Origin of the sequence: Cellulomonas fengjieae (assembly GCF_018388465.1) — a bacterium.
In the GTDB taxonomy this organism is placed as follows: Bacteria; Actinomycetota; Actinomycetes; order Actinomycetales; family Cellulomonadaceae; genus Cellulomonas; species Cellulomonas fengjieae.
The window spans coordinates 783,596-801,135 of record NZ_CP074404.1; the positions used below are offsets into that span (position 1 = coordinate 783,596).

Annotated in this window: 17 protein-coding genes; 11 read left to right on the top strand and 6 right to left on the bottom strand. The window is 71.6% G+C overall.

Annotated elements, in window-relative coordinates:
• Window positions 1-4: 4 nt before the first annotated feature.
• A complete protein-coding gene (locus KG102_RS03635) occupies window positions 5-1,033 on the top strand; it encodes a YihY/virulence factor BrkB family protein (protein ID WP_208209842.1) in 1,029 nt (342 codons plus the stop codon).
• On the opposite strand, the gene KG102_RS03640 is transcribed toward KG102_RS03635, so the two are convergent.
• The 6 genes from KG102_RS03640 to sdhC form a co-directional block, all read right to left on the bottom strand.
• Window positions 1,030-1,707 carry a hypothetical protein gene (locus KG102_RS03640; protein WP_208290455.1) on the bottom strand — a complete coding sequence of 226 codons (678 nt, stop codon included), beginning with the start codon at window positions 1,705-1,707 and terminating at the stop codon, window positions 1,030-1,032. The genes KG102_RS03635 and KG102_RS03640 overlap by 4 nt on opposite strands.
• Window positions 1,708-1,764: 57 nt before the next feature.
• The gene (locus tag KG102_RS03645; RefSeq protein ID WP_208290454.1) at window positions 1,765-2,541 is read right to left on the bottom strand and encodes a phosphotransferase; all 777 of its coding nucleotides are present in this window, start codon (window positions 2,539-2,541) and stop codon (window positions 1,765-1,767) included.
• Window positions 2,542-2,667: 126 nt separating this feature from the next.
• A complete protein-coding gene (locus KG102_RS03650; RefSeq protein ID WP_208209839.1) occupies window positions 2,668-3,438 on the bottom strand; it encodes a succinate dehydrogenase iron-sulfur subunit in 771 nt (256 codons plus the stop codon).
• A complete protein-coding gene (gene sdhA, locus KG102_RS03655; protein WP_208290453.1) occupies window positions 3,438-5,288 on the bottom strand; it encodes a succinate dehydrogenase flavoprotein subunit in 1,851 nt (616 codons plus the stop codon). Before sdhA ends, KG102_RS03650 begins: the two co-directional genes overlap by 1 nt.
• 49 nt (window positions 5,289-5,337) lie before the next feature.
• On the bottom strand, window positions 5,338-5,796 hold the full coding sequence (sdhD, locus tag KG102_RS03660; RefSeq protein ID WP_208209837.1) for a succinate dehydrogenase, hydrophobic membrane anchor protein: 459 nt from the start codon (window positions 5,794-5,796) through the stop codon (window positions 5,338-5,340).
• Window positions 5,796-6,167, bottom strand: a complete 372-nt coding sequence (gene sdhC, locus KG102_RS03665; protein WP_307802342.1) for a succinate dehydrogenase, cytochrome b556 subunit — start codon at window positions 6,165-6,167, stop codon at window positions 5,796-5,798. The genes sdhD and sdhC overlap by 1 nt, the downstream gene beginning before the upstream one ends.
• Before the next feature lie 188 nt (window positions 6,168-6,355).
• Here sdhC and KG102_RS03670 point away from each other — a divergent pair, with 188 nt between their 5' ends.
• From KG102_RS03670 to KG102_RS03715, 10 genes are all read left to right on the top strand, one after another.
• Window positions 6,356-7,456 carry a mannose-1-phosphate guanylyltransferase gene (locus tag KG102_RS03670; RefSeq protein WP_208209835.1) on the top strand — a complete coding sequence of 367 codons (1,101 nt, stop codon included), beginning with the start codon at window positions 6,356-6,358 and terminating at the stop codon, window positions 7,454-7,456.
• A 116-nt stretch (window positions 7,457-7,572) separates the two neighbouring features.
• Window positions 7,573-8,745, top strand: coding sequence for an amidohydrolase (locus tag KG102_RS03675; RefSeq protein WP_208210920.1), 1,173 nt, complete (start codon window positions 7,573-7,575; stop codon window positions 8,743-8,745).
• Window positions 8,746-8,953: 208 nt separating this feature from the next.
• Complete coding sequence (locus KG102_RS03680; RefSeq protein WP_208209834.1) at window positions 8,954-10,045, top strand: BMP family lipoprotein; 1,092 nt, start codon at window positions 8,954-8,956, stop codon at window positions 10,043-10,045.
• A 124-nt stretch (window positions 10,046-10,169) separates the two neighbouring features.
• Window positions 10,170-11,792 (top strand): ABC transporter ATP-binding protein, encoded by a 1,623-nt coding sequence (locus KG102_RS03685; RefSeq protein ID WP_208290452.1) that lies wholly within the window; start codon window positions 10,170-10,172, stop codon window positions 11,790-11,792.
• Complete coding sequence (locus KG102_RS03690) at window positions 11,789-13,078, top strand: ABC transporter permease (protein ID WP_372438460.1); 1,290 nt, start codon at window positions 11,789-11,791, stop codon at window positions 13,076-13,078. The genes KG102_RS03685 and KG102_RS03690 overlap by 4 nt, the downstream gene beginning before the upstream one ends.
• Window positions 13,075-14,370: an ABC transporter permease gene (locus KG102_RS03695; protein WP_208290451.1), complete on the top strand. Its 1,296-nt coding sequence runs from the start codon at window positions 13,075-13,077 to the stop codon at window positions 14,368-14,370. The genes KG102_RS03690 and KG102_RS03695 overlap by 4 nt, the downstream gene beginning before the upstream one ends.
• An 8-nt stretch (window positions 14,371-14,378) precedes the next feature.
• The gene (locus KG102_RS03700) at window positions 14,379-14,786 is read left to right on the top strand and encodes a cytidine deaminase (RefSeq protein ID WP_208209831.1); all 408 of its coding nucleotides are present in this window, start codon (window positions 14,379-14,381) and stop codon (window positions 14,784-14,786) included.
• Window positions 14,783-16,075 carry a thymidine phosphorylase gene (locus KG102_RS03705; protein WP_208209830.1) on the top strand — a complete coding sequence of 431 codons (1,293 nt, stop codon included), beginning with the start codon at window positions 14,783-14,785 and terminating at the stop codon, window positions 16,073-16,075. Before KG102_RS03700 ends, KG102_RS03705 begins: the two co-directional genes overlap by 4 nt.
• A gap of 39 nt (window positions 16,076-16,114) precedes the next feature.
• Window positions 16,115-16,339, top strand: a complete 225-nt coding sequence (locus KG102_RS03710) for a hypothetical protein (protein WP_208209829.1) — start codon at window positions 16,115-16,117, stop codon at window positions 16,337-16,339.
• Window positions 16,340-16,377: 38 nt separating this feature from the next.
• Window positions 16,378-17,532 (top strand): adenosine deaminase, encoded by a 1,155-nt coding sequence (locus tag KG102_RS03715; protein ID WP_208290450.1) that lies wholly within the window; start codon window positions 16,378-16,380, stop codon window positions 17,530-17,532.
• Window positions 17,533-17,540: the final 8 nt, after the last annotated feature.

A 17,540-nucleotide genomic window follows, 5' to 3' on the forward strand; every position in this document is an offset into this window, starting at 1 on the left:
CTCCATGGCAGCCGACGGAACCCGCGCGCAGGACCAGGCCCGACCTGCGACCGGCGCGGGAGTGGCTCACGCGCACGCCTCGGCGGCCTCCCCGGACCCGGTCGAGCAGCGTCCGCAGCGGTCGCTGATCGAGCGGGCCAAGGCCCTGCTCGCCTGGTGGCAGCACACGCGCGTGGCGCGGGCCAACGCCCGGTTCGGTGCGCGCGGAGGCGGCGTGCTCACCGGCGGGATCGCGTACTCGGCCCTCTTCTCGGTGTTCGCCGCACTGACCATCGGGTACACGGTGTTCATGGCGGTCCTGGGCAACAACGACGCGCTGCGTCAGCGGGTGCTGGAGGCCATCGACGCCTCCCTGCCGGGGCTCATCGACACCGGTGACCGCGAAGGGATGATCAACCCGAGCGACCTGCAGCTGAGCGACGGGCTCACCCTCACCGGCGTCGTCGCCGTCGTCGTCCTGCTGGTCAGCGCGCTCGCGGCGATGGCCGCGCTGCGCACCGCGGTGCGGGCGATGTTCTCCGACCAGGGCGGCGGCGGCAACGTGGTGCTGGGCAAGGCCCGCGAGCTCGGCGGCTTCGCCGGCATGGCGTTCGCCGTCCTCCTCTCGGCCGTGGTGACCACGGCCGTCGGCAGCGTGGCGTCGTGGGTGCTGGACGCGCTGGGCTGGGAGGGCTCGACGAAGGTCGTCCTGCGCGGCACCGGCATCCTCGTCTCCTTCGTCATCGACGCCGCGATCTTCCTGCTGCTGGTCAAGGTGCTCGCGGCCGAGAACCCGCCGTGGCGGGACCTGCGGTGGGGGGCGGTCATCGCGGCGACGGGCATCGGCATCGTGCGCATCCTGGGGACCAGCGTCGTCGCGGGCAGCGTGAGCAGGAACCCGCTCTTCACGTCGGTCGCCGTCATCGTCACCCTCCTGGTGTGGGTGAACCTGATCGCGCGCATCGTCCTGCTCGCGGCGGCCTGGACGGCGGACCCGCCGTTCGTCGACCCGGCGGCGAAGGACGCGGCCGACGAGGACGCACCCGCCGTCTAGGTGACGGCGCGACCGGGGTCTCGCGCCATCGCGACGCCCACGAGCACGCCCCAGAACCCGACCGCGCCGGCGGTCACGAGGTTCAGCCACGTCGGCAGCAGCCACGGGTACGACCCCACGACGAACACCGCACCCAGCGTGATCGTGACGGCAGCGATGGTGCGGCGGGCCCGGGTGGACCTCGCCGGCACGGGCAGGGCGAACGCCGCGACCGCGAGACCGAGCAGGGCCAGATGGACGGCGCCGACGACGACGCTCGCCAGGAGGACGACGGTGTCTGCGGCGAGGTCGCCGGCGACGACCGGGTAGACCAGGCGGCCCAGCGCGAGCAGGACGACCACGAACGCGACGAGTGCGACGCCCAGAGCGACGAGTGCGATCGTGCCGCGCACCGACGTGCCGGCGCCGCGTGTGGCTAGGGCACCGGCGGCGCCGGTTCCCCACGCGAGGGTCGCGAAGAACAGGAGCTCTCCTGCCCACGTGAGCGGGAACGTGCCGTCCTCGACCCAGGCGGCAGCCGCGCCGGGCGGCACAGGCGGCAGCGTCGCCAGCAGGGCCAACGCCACGCTCGCGAGGAGCGCCCCGGCGGTCCACAGCCACGCGAGCGCGCGCCTCCGACGATCCGTCCTCACCCCGTGGTCGCCCTCGAGGCGGGCGGGCTCGGTGTCGGTCACGGCGGCGACCCTAGTGCTCGGTCGAGCTGTCCCGGCAGGCAAATATGCCCGCCGGCCCTAGGTCGACAGTGCCTCGTGCAGCTCGGGGAGTCGCGCCGCCAGGACCGCGATCCGCGCGCGTGTGCTCGCCGGCTCGCCGACCGTGCCCAGCCGGAGCATGCCCGGGTCGCCCGCCGTCTGCGCGGCCTCGATGCGGTTCGCCGATTCGGTCATGCGAACGATCACGCGGTCCAGCAGGTCGTGCGGGTCCAGCCCGCCGTAGCCGTCCGCGATCGTGCGCAGCGCGTGGGCGACCTCCGCCGCGTCGGCGTCCGGGAACAGCACCGCGGTGTTCCACGCGAAGATCGCCACGTCGTCGAGCGGGATCCCGGGGCCGGCGACGTCCCAGTCGAACACCCCGGCCAGCTCATCGGCGGCGAACGCCATGTTGTACATCGCGGCGTCGTGGTGGCAGATGATCTCCCCGGGTTCGAGCGCGCGCTCGACGAACCGCCACCGCCGGCTCTCCCGGGGGAAGCCGGCCACCACCGCGTGGAAGTCGCGCAGCCAGTGCATCGCCGAGCGGATCTGGGTGTCGGTCAGCGTCTCCCGGCCGATGTCGAGCACGCGGCCGGGCAGGAACGTGAGGATCTCGCGGCCGCGGTCGTCGATCCCCAGCACGCGGGGGATGAGGGGGAGCCCGGCCTCGTCGAGAAACCGCAGCAGCTCGTGCACCGCGGGCGTCCACGGGCCGGTCGGTCGCCGGACGGTGTCACCGACGCGGACGGCCCCGCCGACGTTCCCACCGGGCAGCGGGATCTCGTCGACGGGGCCGAGGGAGGCGTCAGTGGGCACGGGCGATGATTGCGCACCACGCACCCGCGACGCGACTCGCGTGAAGACTTCGTATCGCCAGGCGGTACGAAGTCTTCACACCGAGGTGCACACGGGGGGCGCGCCCTTCGGTGCGTGAGCCGTCGGTCAGATGGCGCGCGTGATCATCGCACGCTTGACCTCTTGGATCGCCTTCGTCACCTCGATGCCGCGGGGGCACGCCTCCGTGCAGTTGAAGGTCGTGCGGCAGCGCCACACGCCCTCCTTGTCGTTGAGGATCTCGAGGCGCTGGGTGCCGCCCTCGTCGCGGCTGTCGAAGATGAACCGGTGCGCGTTGACGATCGCGGCGGGGCCGAAGTACTGCCCGTCCGTCCAGAACACCGGGCACGACGAGGTGCACGCGGCGCACAGGATGCACTTGGTCGTGTCGTCGAACCGCTCGCGCTGCTCGGCGCTCTGCAGGCGCTCCTTGGTCGGCTCGTTCCCCGTGGTGATGAGGAACGGCATGATCTCGCGGTAGGAGGCGAAGAACGGCTCCATGTCCACGACCAGGTCCTTGATCACCGGCAGGCCCTTGATGGGCTCCACGATGATCGGCTTGCTCGGGTCGAGGTCCTTGAGCAGCGTCTTGCACGCGAGCCGGTTCCGGCCGTTGATCCGCATCGCGTCGGAGCCGCACACGCCGTGCGCGCAGGAGCGACGGAACGTCAGCGAGCCGTCCTCCTCCCACTTGACCTTGTGCAGCGCGTCGAGCACACGGTCGGTGCCGTGGGCGCGGACCGTGAACTCGTCCCAGTAGGGCTCGGGCGCGCCGGCACCGTCGTCGGGCAGGTAGCGCCGGATCTTCAGGGTCACGTCGAAGCTGGGGACGGCCCCGACCTCGGAGTTCGGGGTGGACGCTTCGAGAGTCGCAGTCATCAGTACTTACGCTCCATCGGCTGGTAGCGGGTCATCGTGACGGGCTTGGACCCCAGCACCAACTGGTAGTCCTCGAACACCGTCGTGTGGGCGAAGGGGCCCTTGTGGTCGCCATCGCCCTCCGTGCCCCACAGGCGGTGGCCCTTGGCGGGCAGCGGGCGGCGGTACGCCATGGTGTGCCGCATGTAGTTCTTGTCGTCCCGCTCGGGGAAGTCCTCGCGGAAGTGCCCCCCGCGCGACTCGTCGCGGTTGAGGGCGCCGACTACGACCGTCTCGGCGATGTCGAGCAGGAAGCCGAGCTCCACGGCCTCGAGGAGGTCCGTGTTGAACATGCGGCTCTTGTCCTGCACGGACACGTGCCGGAACCGCCGCTGCAGGGACTTGATGTCGTCGAGCGCCTGCGTGAGCGACTCCGAGGTGCGGAACACCTGCGCGTTCCTGTCCATCGACTCCTGGAGCGCCTTGCGCAGGTCCGCCACGCGCTCACCGTCGGGCCGCGTGCGGATCTCCTCGAGGCCGGCCACCACCGTGGCGGCGGGGTCCTCGGGGAGCTCGACGAACGACGCCGTCTGCGCGTAGGCCGCGGCGGAGATGCCCGCCCGCTTGCCGAAGACGTTGATGTCGAGCAGCGAGTTGGTGCCCAGCCGGTTGGAGCCGTGCACGCTCACGCACGCCACCTCGCCTGCCGCGAACAGCCCGCGGATCACGTCGGTGGAGTTGCGCAGCACCTCGGCCTCGATGTTGGTGGGGATGCCACCCATCGCGTAGTGCGCCGTGGGGTAGACCGGCACGGGCTCCGTGTACGGCTCGATGCCCAGGTAGGTGCGGGCGAACTCGGTGATGTCGGGCAGCTTGGCGTCGATGTGCGCGGGCTCGAGGTGCGTGAGGTCCAGCAGCACGTAGTCCTTGTTCGGACCGGCTCCCCGGCCCTCGCGGACCTCGTTGGCCATCGACCGCGCCACGATGTCGCGGGGCGCGAGGTCCTTGATGGTCGGGGCGTAGCGCTCCATGAAGCGCTCGCCCTCGGAGTTGCGCAGGATCGCGCCCTCACCGCGCGCCGCCTCCGACAGGAGGATGCCCAGACCCGCCAGGCCGGTCGGGTGGAACTGGAAGAACTCCATGTCCTCGAGCGGGATGCCGCGGCGGTACGCCAGCGCCATGCCGTCACCCGTGAGCGTGTGGGCGTTGGAGGTCGTCTTGTAGATCTTGCCGGCGCCGCCCGTGGCCAGCACCACCGACTTGGCCTGGAAGACGTGGATCTCCCCGGTCGCCAGCTCGTAGGCGACGACACCGGAGACGTTGACCTCCTCGCCGTCGGGCACGTGGCCGGCAGCGAGGTCGTGGTCGACCAGCAGGTCGAGGACGTAGAACTCGTTGAAGAACTCGACCTCGTTCTTGACGCACTGCTGGTACAGCGTCTGCAGGATCATGTGACCGGTGCGGTCCGCGGCGTAGCAGGACCGGCGCACGGCCGCCTCGCCGTGGTTGCGGGTGTGCCCGCCGAAGCGGCGCTGGTCGATCCGTCCCTCGGGCGTGCGGTTGAACGGCAGGCCCATCTTCTCCAGGTCGAGGACCGCGTCGATGGCCTCCTTGGCCATCACCTCCGCGGCGTCCTGGTCCACCAGGTAGTCACCGCCCTTGACGGTGTCGAAGGTGTGCCACTCCCAGTTGTCCTCCTCGACGTTGGCCAGCGCGGCGCACATGCCGCCCTGCGCCGCCCCGGTGTGGGAGCGCGTCGGGAAGAGCTTGGAGATGACGGCCGTGCGCACGCGGGTCGAGGACTCGAGCGCCGCGCGCATCCCGGCGCCGCCGGCGCCGACGATCACGACGTCGTACTGGTGGGTCTGCATCGAGGTCGATGCCTTCCTTTGCTGAGGGAGCGCGCGTCCAGGGGAGGGGCTACGCCGTGCAGAACGAGGGCAGCAGGTCCGCCGGGGAGCCCGCCGGGCACGGCTCGAACGTGAAGATCACGAGCGTGCCGAGCACGACCACGACGACGAACGCCAGGTACAGCAGGCCCTTGAGCACCAGCCGCGTCCCGTCGCGCTCCGCGTAGTCGTTGATGATCGTGCGCACGCCGTTGGTGCCGTGGATCATCGCCAGCCAGAGCATCAGCAGGTCCCAGACCTGCCAGAACGGCGAGGCCCACTTGCCGGCGACGAAGCCGAAGTCGATCGCCGAGATGCCCTCGCCGGCCACCAGGTTGACGAACAGGTGCCCGAAGATCAGGACGATGAGGATGACGCCGGACGCGCGCATGAACAGCCAGCCGTACAGCTCGCTGTTGCCGCGCGTGGTCACGCGGGACGGGCGTGCCCGGGGAGGGCGCGGGGCCTTCGGGTCGGCGATCGTGGTCATCACTCGCCTCCGAACACGTGCATGAGGTGCCGCGGGAGGAACCCGGCCATCGTCAGGACGAACAGGCCCATCACGACCCACAGCATCACGCGCTGGTACCTAGGACCCTTGGCCCAGAAGTCCACCAGGATGATCCGGATACCGTTGAAGGCGTGGAAGACGATGGCGGCCACCAGGCCTGCCTCGCCGATGCCCATGATCGGGTTCTTGTACGTACCGATGACGTCGTTGTACGCCTCGGGGGAGATGCGCACGAGCGACGTGTCCAGCACGTGCACGAGTAGGAAGAAGAAGATCGCGACGCCGGTCACGCGGTGCGCGACCCACGACCACATGCCTTCACGCCCGCGGTAGAGCGTTCCGGCGGGCACCTTTCGGGCGGCCGGCGCTGTTGGCGCTGGTGGCACGGAGAGCCTCCTGGCGAGTACGAGGTGCGGACGACGGCGTCCTTGTCGTACCCACACTAGTGAACCGCTCAGGCCGGACCCGTCGGCCGGGGCCCCGTGTGAGGTATTCCACAGCCTCCGGGCACGGTGCCGCGGTCGTTACCCTGGCCCCCATGTCGACCTCGATCCCCGGCTTCCACGCCGTCGTCCCGGCGGGCGGTGCGGGCACGCGCCTGTGGCCGTTGTCCCGCGCCGGCCACCCGAAGTTCCTCATCGACCTCACCGGCTCCGGCCGCACGCTGCTGCAGGCGACGGTCGACCGGCTGCTCCCCCTGACCGGTGAGGGTGGCGTGCTCGTCGTCACCGGGGCGCGCCACGCGGAGACGGTCGCCGCCCAGGTGCCCGAGCTCGGGACCGCCGACGTCCTGGCGGAGCCGTCGCCGCGGGACTCGATGGCCGCTATCGGCCTGGCCGCCGCGGTCCTGCTCGAGCGGCACGGCGAGGACGTGGTGCTGGGCTCGTTCGCGGCCGACCACGTGATCCACGGCACCGAGGCGTTCGAGCGTGCCGTGCGCGAGGGCGTCGTCGCCGCGCACGCCGGGTACGTCGTGACGATCGGGATCACCGCGACGGGGCCGTCGACCGCGTTCGGGTACGTCCGCTCGGGCGCGTCGCTCGGGCTCGACGAGGCGCCGAGCGTGGCGCACGCCGAGGGGTTCGCCGAGAAGCCCGACGCCGTGACCGCGTCCGCCTACCTGGCGACGGGGGAGTACCGCTGGAACGCGGGCATGTTCATCGTGCGGGCGCGCGTGCTCCTCGACCACCTGGCCGCGCAGCTGCCGCCACTGGCGGCGGGTCTGCGCGAGATCGCCGCCGCGTGGGACGGTCCCGAGCGGGCCGAGGTCCTCGACCGGGTCTGGCCGGGCCTGACCAAGATCGCGATCGACCACGCGATCGCCGAGCCGGTCGCCGCCGCCGGCGGCGTCGCGGTGGTGCCCGGCGACTTCACCTGGGACGACATCGGCGACTTCGACTCGCTGGCGCACCTGCTGACCGGTGACACGCTCGGGGACGACGACCTCACCCTGCGGATCGACGCGCCTGGCGCGTTCGTGGTGCCCGGCGGCGGCCGGACGGTCTCGGTCGTGGGGCTGCCGGACGCGGTCGTCGTGGACACGCCCGACGCCGTGCTGGTCACCACGCTGGCGCACGCGCAGGCCGTGAAGTCCGCGGTCGACGGCTGGCGGGCGCGCGGCCGCGAGGACCTGCTCTGAGGCGCCCGGGATCGGCCCGCGACCCGCTCGCGACTAGGGTCGAGGCCGTGCCCCCCGCCGTCCCCGCCCCCGTCGCCGCCCCGCTCAGCACCCTGCGGGCGGAGCCGACGGAGCCCATGTCCGCACGCCTGGCCGAGCTGGTCGCACAGCTGCGCGACGAGCTCGTCGCCCTCCGGCGCGACCTGCACGCGCACCCCGAGCTGGGCCGGACCGAGGTCCGGACCACCGGCCTGGTCGCCGACCGGCTGCGGGCCGCCGGCCTGGCGCCCCGGCTCCTGCCGGGCACCGGCCTGGTCTGCGACATCGGTCCGGGGCCGGCGACGACCGGGCGCAAGCGGATCGCCCTGCGGGCCGACCTCGACGCGCTGCCTGTGCAGGACACGAGCGGTGTGCCGTGGGCGTCGACCGTGCGTGGCGTGACGCACGCCTGCGGCCACGACGTGCACACCGCGGCCGTCCTGGGTGCGGGCCTGGTGCTCGCCCAGGTGGTCGACGAGCTGCGGACCGGGGTGCGGCTGATCTTCCAGCCCGCCGAGGAGGTGCAGCCCGGGGGAGCGCTCGACGTCATCGCCGCCGGCGGGCTGGACGGCGTCGCGGAGATCTACGCGTTCCACTGCGACCCCAAGCTCGACGTCGGTCAGGTCGGCACGCGGATCGGCCCGATCACGTCCGCGAGCGACGAGGTGACCGTGACGGTCTCCGGGCCGGGCGGACACACGTCGCGCCCGCACCTGACCGGCGACGTCGTCTTCGCGCTCGGCCAGGTGATCACCCAGGTGCCTGCCATCCTCGGCCGACGGCTCGACCCCCGCTCGGGGGTGAACCTGACGTGGGGCGCGGTGCAGGCCGGACAGGCGCACAACGCCATCCCGGCGACCGGCACCGTGAAGGGGACGCTCCGGTGCCTCGACGTGCGCGCCTGGGAGAAGGCGTCGGAGGTGTTCCACGCCGCCGTCGAGCAGGTGGTCGCGCCGCTCGGCGTCACCGCCGAGGTCCGCCACCAGCGCGGGGTGCCGCCCGTGGAGAACGCCGCGCACGCGACGGGGGTGCTCGAGGCGGCGGCGCGCGACGTGCTCGGCCCGTCGTCCGTGGTGCTGACCGAGCAGTCGCTCGGCGGCGAGGATTTCGCCTGGTACCTCACGCACGTGCCGGGCGCGATGGCACGCCTCGGCTCCCGGACGCCCGGCGGTCACACGTACGACATCCACCAGGGCGACCTGCGCGTGGACGAGCGCGCGATCGAGGTCGGGGCGTTGCTGCTCGCGCGGACGGCGCTGCTCGCCGGCTGAGACGGAGGTCCGTCGCCTGGGCCGACACATACCAAGTCGGTAACGGAACCGGCGTGGATACCCGTCGGTAACGTGAACGACACGGCGGGGTCGTTAAGGTCCGAGGATCGAAGCCGGGCAACCCCAGAAGCTGTGGTGGTACACCGTCGTGCTAACCCGCACGGTCGGTCCAGCCGGACCGGCTGTTGACGAGATCCAGGAGAGTCGCGTGAAGAAGATCATTCGAGTGGCCGCGCTCGGCGGGGCCGTCGCCCTCGCGCTTGCTGCGTGTGGCAGTGCCCCCGAGGAGAACGAGGCGACCGGCGGCGAGACCGCTGCGAGCGTCGACTACAAGGCCTGCATGGTCTCGGACGCGGGCGGGTTCGACGACAAGTCGTTCAACCAGGCCGGTTTCGAGGGCCTGACCAAGGCCGAGGAGGAGCTCGGGATCGAGGTGGCGACGGTCGAGTCCGCCGCGGACACCGACTACACCCCGAACATCGACAGCCTGATCGCCGAGAACTGCAACCTGATCATCGGCGTCGGCTTCCTGCTCGAGGACCCGATCCAGGCCGCCGCCGAGGCGAACCCGGACGTCGACTTCGCGCTCGTCGACAGCGCCTTCTCCGACGCCGACTTCGCGCCGGTCACGCTGGACAACGCCAAGCCGATCCTGTTCGACACGTCGCAGGCCGCGTACCTCGCGGGCTACGTCGCCGCCGCGCAGTCCGCCACCGGCAAGGTCGCGACCTTCGGTGGCGTCGACATCCCGTCCGTCACCATCTTCATGGACGGCTTCGCCGACGGCGTCGCCAAGTTCAACGAGGACAACGGCGCGTCGGTCCAGCTGCTCGGCTGGGACAAGGAGGCGCAGACCGGCGTCTTCGCCGGCAACTTCGACAGCCAGGACGACGGCAAGAACATCGGCCAGTCCTTCATCGACCAGGGCGCCGACGTCATCATGCCCGTCGCCGGTCCGGTCGGCCTGGGCACGGCGTCCGTCGCCGAGGCCGCCGGCAACGTCTCGATCATCGGTGTCGACGCCGACTGGTTCGAGACCACGCAGTACGGCCCGATCGTCCTGACCTCGGTCATGAAGGAGATCGGCCCGGCCGTCTTCGACACGATCAGCGAGGCCGTCGACGGCGAGTTCAGCTTCCAGCCGTACGTCGGCACGCTGGCGAACGACGGCCTCGGCCTGGCGCCGTTCCACGACTTCGACTCCAAGGTCTCCGAGGAGACCAAGGCGAAGATCGAGGAGCTGAAGACGGCGATCATCGACGGCGAGATCGTCGTCGAGTCCGACGCCTCCCCGAAGTGATCTGACGCACCACAGCAGGTCGACGGCCCGGGCTCCGCGCCCGGGCCGTCGGCCTGTCCGGCACGGACCCGACCTGGGGATGGATAGTGTCTGAGAACAGATGTGACGTCGAGGGAGACGACCGGTGAAGCTGGAGCTGCAGGGCATCACCAAGACGTTCGGGGATCTGGTCGCCAACGACCACATCGACCTCGTCGTCGAGCCGGGCGAGATCCACGCCCTCCTCGGCGAGAACGGCGCCGGCAAGAGCACCCTGATGAACGTGCTCTACGGGCTCTACCAGCCCGACGGCGGACGGATCCTCGTCGACGACGCCCCCGTGGCGTTCGGCGGGCCCGGGGACGCGATGGCGGCCGGGATCGGCATGGTCCACCAGCACTTCATGCTGGTACCCGTCTTCACCGTCGCCGAGAACGTGGTCCTCGGCCACGAGCCGGTGCGCGGTGGCGGCCTGATCGACCTTCCCGAGGCGCGACGCCGGGTCAAGGAGATCTCCGACCGGTTCGGGTTCCACGTCGACCCCGACGCGTACATCGAGGACCTCCCGGTGGGCGTCCAGCAGCGCGTCGAGATCATCAAGGCGCTGTCCCGCCAGGCCAAGGTCCTCATCCTCGACGAGCCCACGGCTGTGCTCACCCCGCAGGAGACCGACGAGCTGATCGCGATCATGCGCCAGCTCAAGGAGTCCGGCACCTCGATCGTCTTCATCACCCACAAGCTGCGTGAGGTGCGCGCCGTCGCCGACCGGATCACGGTCATCCGCCGCGGCAAGGTGGTCGGCACGGCCGAGCCGACGTCCTCCGAGACCGAGCTCGCCTCGCTCATGGTGGGCCGGTCGGTGTCCCTCGGCGTCGAGCGTGCGGTGGCCGTACCCGGCGAGCGCACCGTCCAGGTGCGCCACCTGACGGTCATCGACGAGGCGGGCGTGCGACAGCTCGACGACGTCTCGTTCGACGTCGCACGCGGCGAGATCGTCGCGATCGCCGGCGTCCAGGGCAACGGCCAGACCGAGCTCACCGAGGTCATGCTCGGGCTGCAGGCGCCCGTCGCCGGCTCCGTGCAGCTCGACGGCAACGAGCTCGTGGGCCGCTCCGTGCGGGACGTGCTGGACGCGGGCATCGGGTTCGTCCCCGAGGACCGCTCCACGGACGGCGTCATCGCCGACTTCTCCATCGCGGAGAACCTCATCCTCGACCTGCACCGGCACGAGCCCTTCGCGCGCGGGGTCGCCCTGCGGCCCGCGGCCGTGCGGGAGAACGCCGAGAGGCGGATCGCCGAGTTCGACGTCCGCACCAGCTCGATCGACGCCACCGCGAGCATGCTCTCCGGCGGCAACCAGCAGAAGGTCGTGCTCGCGCGCGAGATGTCCCGGCCCCTGCGGCTGCTCATCGCGTCGCAGCCGACCCGAGGCCTCGACGTCGGCTCGATCGAGTTCGTGCACTCGCGCATCGTCCAGGAGCGCGACAGCGGCACGCCCGTGATCATCGTGTCCACCGAGCTGGACGAGGTGCTCGCCCTCGCGGACCGCATCCTCGTGATGTACCGCGGCCGGATCGTCGGCGACGTGCCCGGTGGGACCGACCGCGACGTCCTCGGCCTCATGATGGCCGGAGTCCCGCTCGAGGAGGCCGTCCGCCAGGCCGCCGCGCACCACACGGCCCTCGGCGAGGCCGACCTCGAGGCGGCCCATGAACCACCCCCGCCCCCCGCCCCCGACGCGTTCCCGTTTCCCCTGGAGGAGCTGTGAGCGGCCAGCCGCCCGTCCCGCTGCCCGACGCTCAGGTCCCGCCCTCGGGGCAGACCGGTGCCGAGCAGCCCACCCAGGAGCCGGACGGCGGTCGGCGCATCCTGCACGAGATCGTGTCGAGCAGCTGGCTCGTGTCCGTCCTCGCCGTCGTGCTGGCGCTCGTGATCGGCGGGCTGCTCATCGCGGCCGCCAACCAGGAGGTCCAGGCCGCGGCCGGCTACTTCTTCTCGCGCCCCGGTGACCTGCTCGGCTTGGCGTGGACCGCCGTGTCCGATGCCTACGCGGCCCTGTTCGCGGGCGCGGTCTTCGACCCGCGCGCCGAGGAGTTCCGCCGGGCGATCCGACCGATCACCGAGACGCTCACGGTCGCGACGCCGCTCATCCTGGCCGGTCTCGGCCTGGGCATCGGCTTCCGCGCCGGCCTGTTCAACATCGGTGCGCAGGGCCAGATCATCCTCGGCGGGATCTTCGCCGGGTTCATCGGCTTCACGTTCGACCTCCCCATGGGCCTGCACCTGGTGCTCTGCGTCCTCGGCGCGGCCCTCGGTGGCGCCCTGTGGGCCGGCATCGCCGGTGTGCTCAAGGCGCGCACGGGTGCGAACGAGGTCATCGTCACGATCATGCTCAACAACATCGCTATCTACCTGGTGGCGTACCTGTTGAGCCTCGACCCGTTCCAGCGCACCGGGAGCAACAACCCGGTGAGCCCGCCCATCGCCGACACCGGGGTGTACCCGCTGCTGCTGGGCACGGGCTACCGGCTGCACGCGGGCTTCCTGGTGGCCATCGCCGCGGCGTTCTTCACGTGGTGGCTCATGGAGCGCTCGACCATCGGCTTCCGGTTCCGGGCGGTCGGGTCCAACCCCGACGCGGCACGCACCGCGGGCATCTCGGTGAACTCGACCTACGTCTGGGTCATGCTCACCGCCGGAGCGCTCGCAGGGCTGGCCGGCTCGGCGCAGGTGCTCGGCACGGAGCGCGTGCTCACCGCCGGCGTCGCGGCCAGCTTCGGGTTCGACGCCATCACCGTCGCCCTGCTCGGCCGGTCGAAGCCGCTCGGCACCGTGCTCGCGGGCCTGCTCTTCGGCGCCCTGCGGGCCGGCGGCGTGGTCATGCAGGCACGCACTGGGACGCCGATCGACATCGTGCTCGTCGTGCAGTCCCTCATCGTGCTGTTCATCGCGGCCCCGCCGCTGGTCCGCTCGGTGTTCCGGCTCCCGTCAGCAGGCGGGTCGCGATCACCCAAGCCGATCGTCCCCGTCACAGCGAAGGAGGTCAGCGCATGAGCGCCGCCACGATCGACGCCCCGGCGTCGGCACGCCCCGCCTCCGAGCCCGTGCTGCCCCCCATCCGCTGGCACGCCCCGATCGCCTACGCGGCCGTGGCCGTCCTCGGGCTGATCGCCTTCGGCCTGCTCGGCAAGGGCGGTGTGGTCAGCACCTTCGGCGTGTCCACGGCGCGCGACTTCATCCAGTTCACGCCGTTCTCGGTGCCGTCGAAGGTCACCGCGATCGTGCTGTGCCTCGCCGCGCTGGCGCTGGCCGGGGTGTCGTTCTACGAGACGCGCCGCCGCGAGAAGGCCGGCGTCTGGCTGCCGATCACCTACGGCGTGCTCATGGTCTTCGCGTTCCTCGTGTGGGCCGTCGCGGGCAAGGACAGCGCGCTGCCCCTGACCGGGCTGCTGCAGGGCTCGCTGTTCCTGGCCATCCCGCTCGTGTTCGGCGCCCTGGCGGGCCTGCTGTGCGAGCGGTCCGGCATCATCAACATCGCGATCGAGGGTCAGCTGCTGGCCGGGGCGTTCCTCGCCGCGGTCGTCGCGACCCTGACCGGCAGCGCGTACGCCGGCCTGATCGCCGCGCCGATCGCGGGGGCCCTGGTCGGCCTGCTGCTGGTGCTCTTCTCGATCAAGTACGTGGTCAACCAGATCATCGTCGGCGTCGTGCTGAACGTCCTGGTGGTCGGCGTGACCAGCTACCTGTTCTCCACCGTGCTCAAGGAGAACCCGGAGACCTGGAACAACCCGCCGAGCCTGCCGGTCATCAGCATCCCGGTGCTCTCGCAGATCCCGGTCATCGGCCCGGTGCTGTTCCGGCAGACCGTGCTCGTCTACATCATGTACGTCGTCGTCATCCTGCTGCAGGTCATGGTGTTCAAGTCCCGCTGGGGGCTGCGCCTGCGGTCGGTCGGCGAGCACCCGAAGGCCGCCGACACGGTCGGCATCAAGGTCAACCGCACCCGGCTGCGCGCCACGGTCCTGGGCGGCGCGGTGGCCGGCCTCGGCGGCGCCTTCTTCACCGTGGCCGCGGGCCTCGCCTTCGGCAAGGAGATGACCAACGGCAAGGGCTACATCGCGCTCGCCGCGATGATCCTGGGCCGCTGGAGCCCGAAGGGCGCCCTCGCTGCGGCACTGCTGTTCGGCTTCGCCAACAACCTCCAGCTGCAGCTGAGCATCATCCAGACCCCCATCCCCAGCCAGATCATGCTGATGACGCCCTACATCGTGACGATCTTCGCCGTCGCAGGGCTCGTCGGGCGCGTGCGCGCACCCGCGGCAGAGGGCATCCCCTACACGAAGTGAAAGCGGAAATGAACAACGCAACATCCGTAGATTGGGACGCGCTGCGTTCCGCGGCCACCGAGGCCATGCACAAGGCGTACGCGCCGTACTCGCAGTTCCCGGTCGGCGCTGCCGCGCTGGTCGACGACGGCCGTGTGGTCGTCGGCTGCAACATCGAGAACGCCTCGTACGGCCTGACGCTGTGCGCCGAGTGCTCGCTGGTCTCCGGGCTGCACGGCTCGGGCGGCGGACGCCTCGTGGCCTTCACCTGCGTGGACAAGCACGGCAACCTGCTGATGCCCTGCGGGCGGTGCCGTCAGCTCCTCTGGGAGCACGGCGGGGCGCGACTGCTGGTGGAGACCGCGCACGGCGTCAAGCCGATGACCGAGGTGCTCCCCGACGCCTTCGGTCCCGCAGACCTGGAGGAACGAGCATGAGCGAGCAGTTCGACGCCGTCGACGTCATCGTCACCAAGCGCGACGGGCACCGCCTGAGCGACGCGCAGATCGACTGGGTCATCGACGCGTACACGCGCGGGGCCGTGGCCGAGGAGCAGATGTCGGCGCTGAACATGGCGATCCTGCTCAACGGGATGGACCGTGCGGAGATCGCCCGCTGGACCGCGGCGATGATCGCCAGCGGCGAGCGGATGGACTTCTCGGGCCTGTCCCGCCCGACGGCGGACAAGCACTCGACCGGCGGTGTGGGCGACAAGATCACGCTGCCCCTGGCGCCGCTGGTCGCGGTGTTCGGGGTCGCCGTGCCGCAGCTGTCCGGCCGCGGCCTGGGCCACACCGGCGGGACGCTCGACAAGCTCGAGTCGATCCCGGGCTGGCGCGCCGCCCTGAGCAACGAGGAGATGATGGCCCAGCTCGACGACGTCGGCGCGGTCATCTGCCAGGCGGGCTCGGGGCTGGCCCCGGCCGACCGCAAGCTGTACGCCCTGCGGGACGTCACCGGCACGGTCGAGGCCATCCCGCTCATCGCCAGCTCGATCATGAGCAAGAAGATCGCCGAGGGCACGAGCGCGCTGGTGCTCGACGTCAAGGTGGGCTCGGGCGCGTTCATGAAGGACGTCGACCGTGCCCGTGAGCTGGCCCGCACGATGGTCGCCCTCGGTACGGACGCCGGCGTGCGGACCGTCGCGCTGCTCACCGACATGTCGACGCCGCTGGGCCTGACCGCCGGCAACGCGCTCGAGGTGCGGGAGTCCGTCGAGGTGCTCGCCGGCGGTGGACCCGCGGACGTCGTCGAGCTCACCGTGGCGCTGGCCCGGGAGATGCTGGCGGCCGCCGGGCAGCCCGACGCCGACCCCGCTGCCGCCCTGGCCGACGGGCGCGCGATGGACGTGTGGAAGCGGATGATCGAGGCGCAGGGCGGCGACGCCGATGCGACGCTCCCGGTGGCGCGCGAGACCGAGCAGGTGCTCGCGCAGTCCGACGGCGTGCTCACCGAGCTGGACGCCTACGCCGTGGGGATCGCCGCATGGCGGCTCGGCGCCGGCCGGGCGCGCAAGGAGGACCCGGTGCAGGCGGGTGCCGGCGTCGAGCTGCACGCCAAGCCGGGGGACAGCGTCCGGGCCGGGCAGCCGCTCATGACGCTGCACACGGACACCCCCGAGCGGTTCGGGCGCGCGTTCGAGGCGCTCGACGGCGCGGTCGTCGTCGCACCCGCGGGCACCGCCGCACCCGCGCGGCCGCTGGTGATCGACCGCATCGACGCCTGACGCCTCGCGCCCCCGTGGCGGCGGGGGCACGATGTCCAGATGAGCACAGTTCCCGGAAGTGATGCCTGGCGGGACGCCGGTCTGGCGCCGGTCGACCCGGACGGTCCGCGCAGCCTCGAGGACGAGTCCGTCGACCCCGCGCCCGAACCGGAGGACTACGAGCCCGGGTTCCCGCGGCCCGACCGTGACGGTGACGCCGACGAGGCGGACGTGATCGAGCAGGACACCGAGGTGCCGACCGACGACGAGCCGTCGGACGCCTGAGGTCTGTTCGGGCGGCTTTGCCCCGCTACGGTGGGCGCATGACCCTTTCCGAGCCCCTGGTGGCTGACGCGCCCGCCGACCCGGCGGAGGCCGCCGACACGGTCACCGCGCTCGTCGCGGCGATCCCGACCCTGCCGAAGGTCGTGCTGCACGACCACCTGGACGGTGGCCTGCGCCCCGCGACGCTGATCGAGCTGGCCGCCGAGATCGGGCACGAGCTGCCCGCGACGGACCCCGAGGCGCTCGGTCGCTGGTTCGTCGAGGCCGCCAGCTCCGGCACGCTCGAGCGCTACCTCGAGACCTTCGACCACACCGTCGCGGTCATGCAGACGACGGACGGGCTGCGTCGCGTCGCGCGCGAGTCCGTGGTCGACCTGGCCGCGGACGGCGTTGTGTACGCCGAGCAGCGCTACGCCCCCGAGCAGCACCTGACCCAGGGGCTGAGCCTGCAGGAGGTGGTCGACGCGGTGCAGGAGGGCTTCGCCGAGGGGATCGCCGAGGCCGCCGCGGCAGGGCGCTCCATCCGGATCGGCACGCTGATCACCGCCATGCGGCATGCGGACCGCGGCGACGAGATCGCGGCGCTCGCCCTGGCGAACCGGGACAACGGCGTGGTCGGCTTCGACATCGCCGGTGCCGAGAACGGGTTCCCGCCGTCGCGCCAGGCGGCCGCGTTCGACACCCTCGCGCGAGCCGACTTCCCGGCGACCGTGCACGCCGGTGAGGCGGCCGGGCTGGAGTCGATCGCCGAGGCGGTGCACGTGGCGCACGCCTGCCGGATCGGCCACGGCGTGCGGCTCATCGAGGACGTCACCGCCGACGAGCTGGGCGACAGGCTCGGCACGCTGGCGCACTGGGTCCGTGACCGTCGGATCCCGCTGGAGCTGTGCCCGTCGTCCAACGTGCAGACCGGTGCCGCCGAGTCGGTCGCGAGCCACCCGATCACGCGGCTGCGCGACCTGGGCTTCGCCGTGACCGTGAACACCGACAACCGCCTGCAGTCCGGCACGTCGATGAGTCGGGAGCTCACGCTCCTGGTCGAGGAGGCCGGATGGACGCTGGTCGACCTGCGCGACGCGGCGGTCACCGCCGCCGCGCACTCGTTCCTGCACCACGACGAGCGCTCGACGCTGATCGACCAGGTCATCCGGCCCGCGTACGCGGCGGCCCGCGGCGGACGCCACAGGGCCTGAGCCCGACC

What these genes read in the sequence shown, in the direction of transcription:
- KG102_RS03635 (WP_208209842.1), top strand. Translation starts at nt 5, where the DNA reads ATGGCAGCCGACGGAACCCGCGCGCAGGACCAGGCCCGACCTGCGACC.
- KG102_RS03650 (WP_208209839.1), bottom strand. Translation starts at nt 3,438, where the DNA reads ATGACTGCGACTCTCGAAGCGTCCACCCCGAACTCCGAGGTCGGGGCC.
- sdhA (WP_208290453.1), bottom strand. Translation starts at nt 5,288, where the DNA reads ATGCAGACCCACCAGTACGACGTCGTGATCGTCGGCGCCGGCGGCGCC.
- sdhD (WP_208209837.1), bottom strand. Translation starts at nt 5,796, where the DNA reads ATGACCACGATCGCCGACCCGAAGGCCCCGCGCCCTCCCCGGGCACGC.
- KG102_RS03670 (WP_208209835.1), top strand. Translation starts at nt 6,356, where the DNA reads ATGTCGACCTCGATCCCCGGCTTCCACGCCGTCGTCCCGGCGGGCGGT.
- KG102_RS03675 (WP_208210920.1), top strand. Translation starts at nt 7,573, where the DNA reads ATGTCCGCACGCCTGGCCGAGCTGGTCGCACAGCTGCGCGACGAGCTC.
- KG102_RS03695 (WP_208290451.1), top strand. Translation starts at nt 13,075, where the DNA reads ATGAGCGCCGCCACGATCGACGCCCCGGCGTCGGCACGCCCCGCCTCC.
- KG102_RS03700 (WP_208209831.1), top strand. Translation starts at nt 14,379, where the DNA reads ATGAACAACGCAACATCCGTAGATTGGGACGCGCTGCGTTCCGCGGCC.
- KG102_RS03705 (WP_208209830.1), top strand. Translation starts at nt 14,783, where the DNA reads ATGAGCGAGCAGTTCGACGCCGTCGACGTCATCGTCACCAAGCGCGAC.
- KG102_RS03710 (WP_208209829.1), top strand. Translation starts at nt 16,115, where the DNA reads ATGAGCACAGTTCCCGGAAGTGATGCCTGGCGGGACGCCGGTCTGGCG.
- KG102_RS03715 (WP_208290450.1), top strand. Translation starts at nt 16,378, where the DNA reads ATGACCCTTTCCGAGCCCCTGGTGGCTGACGCGCCCGCCGACCCGGCG.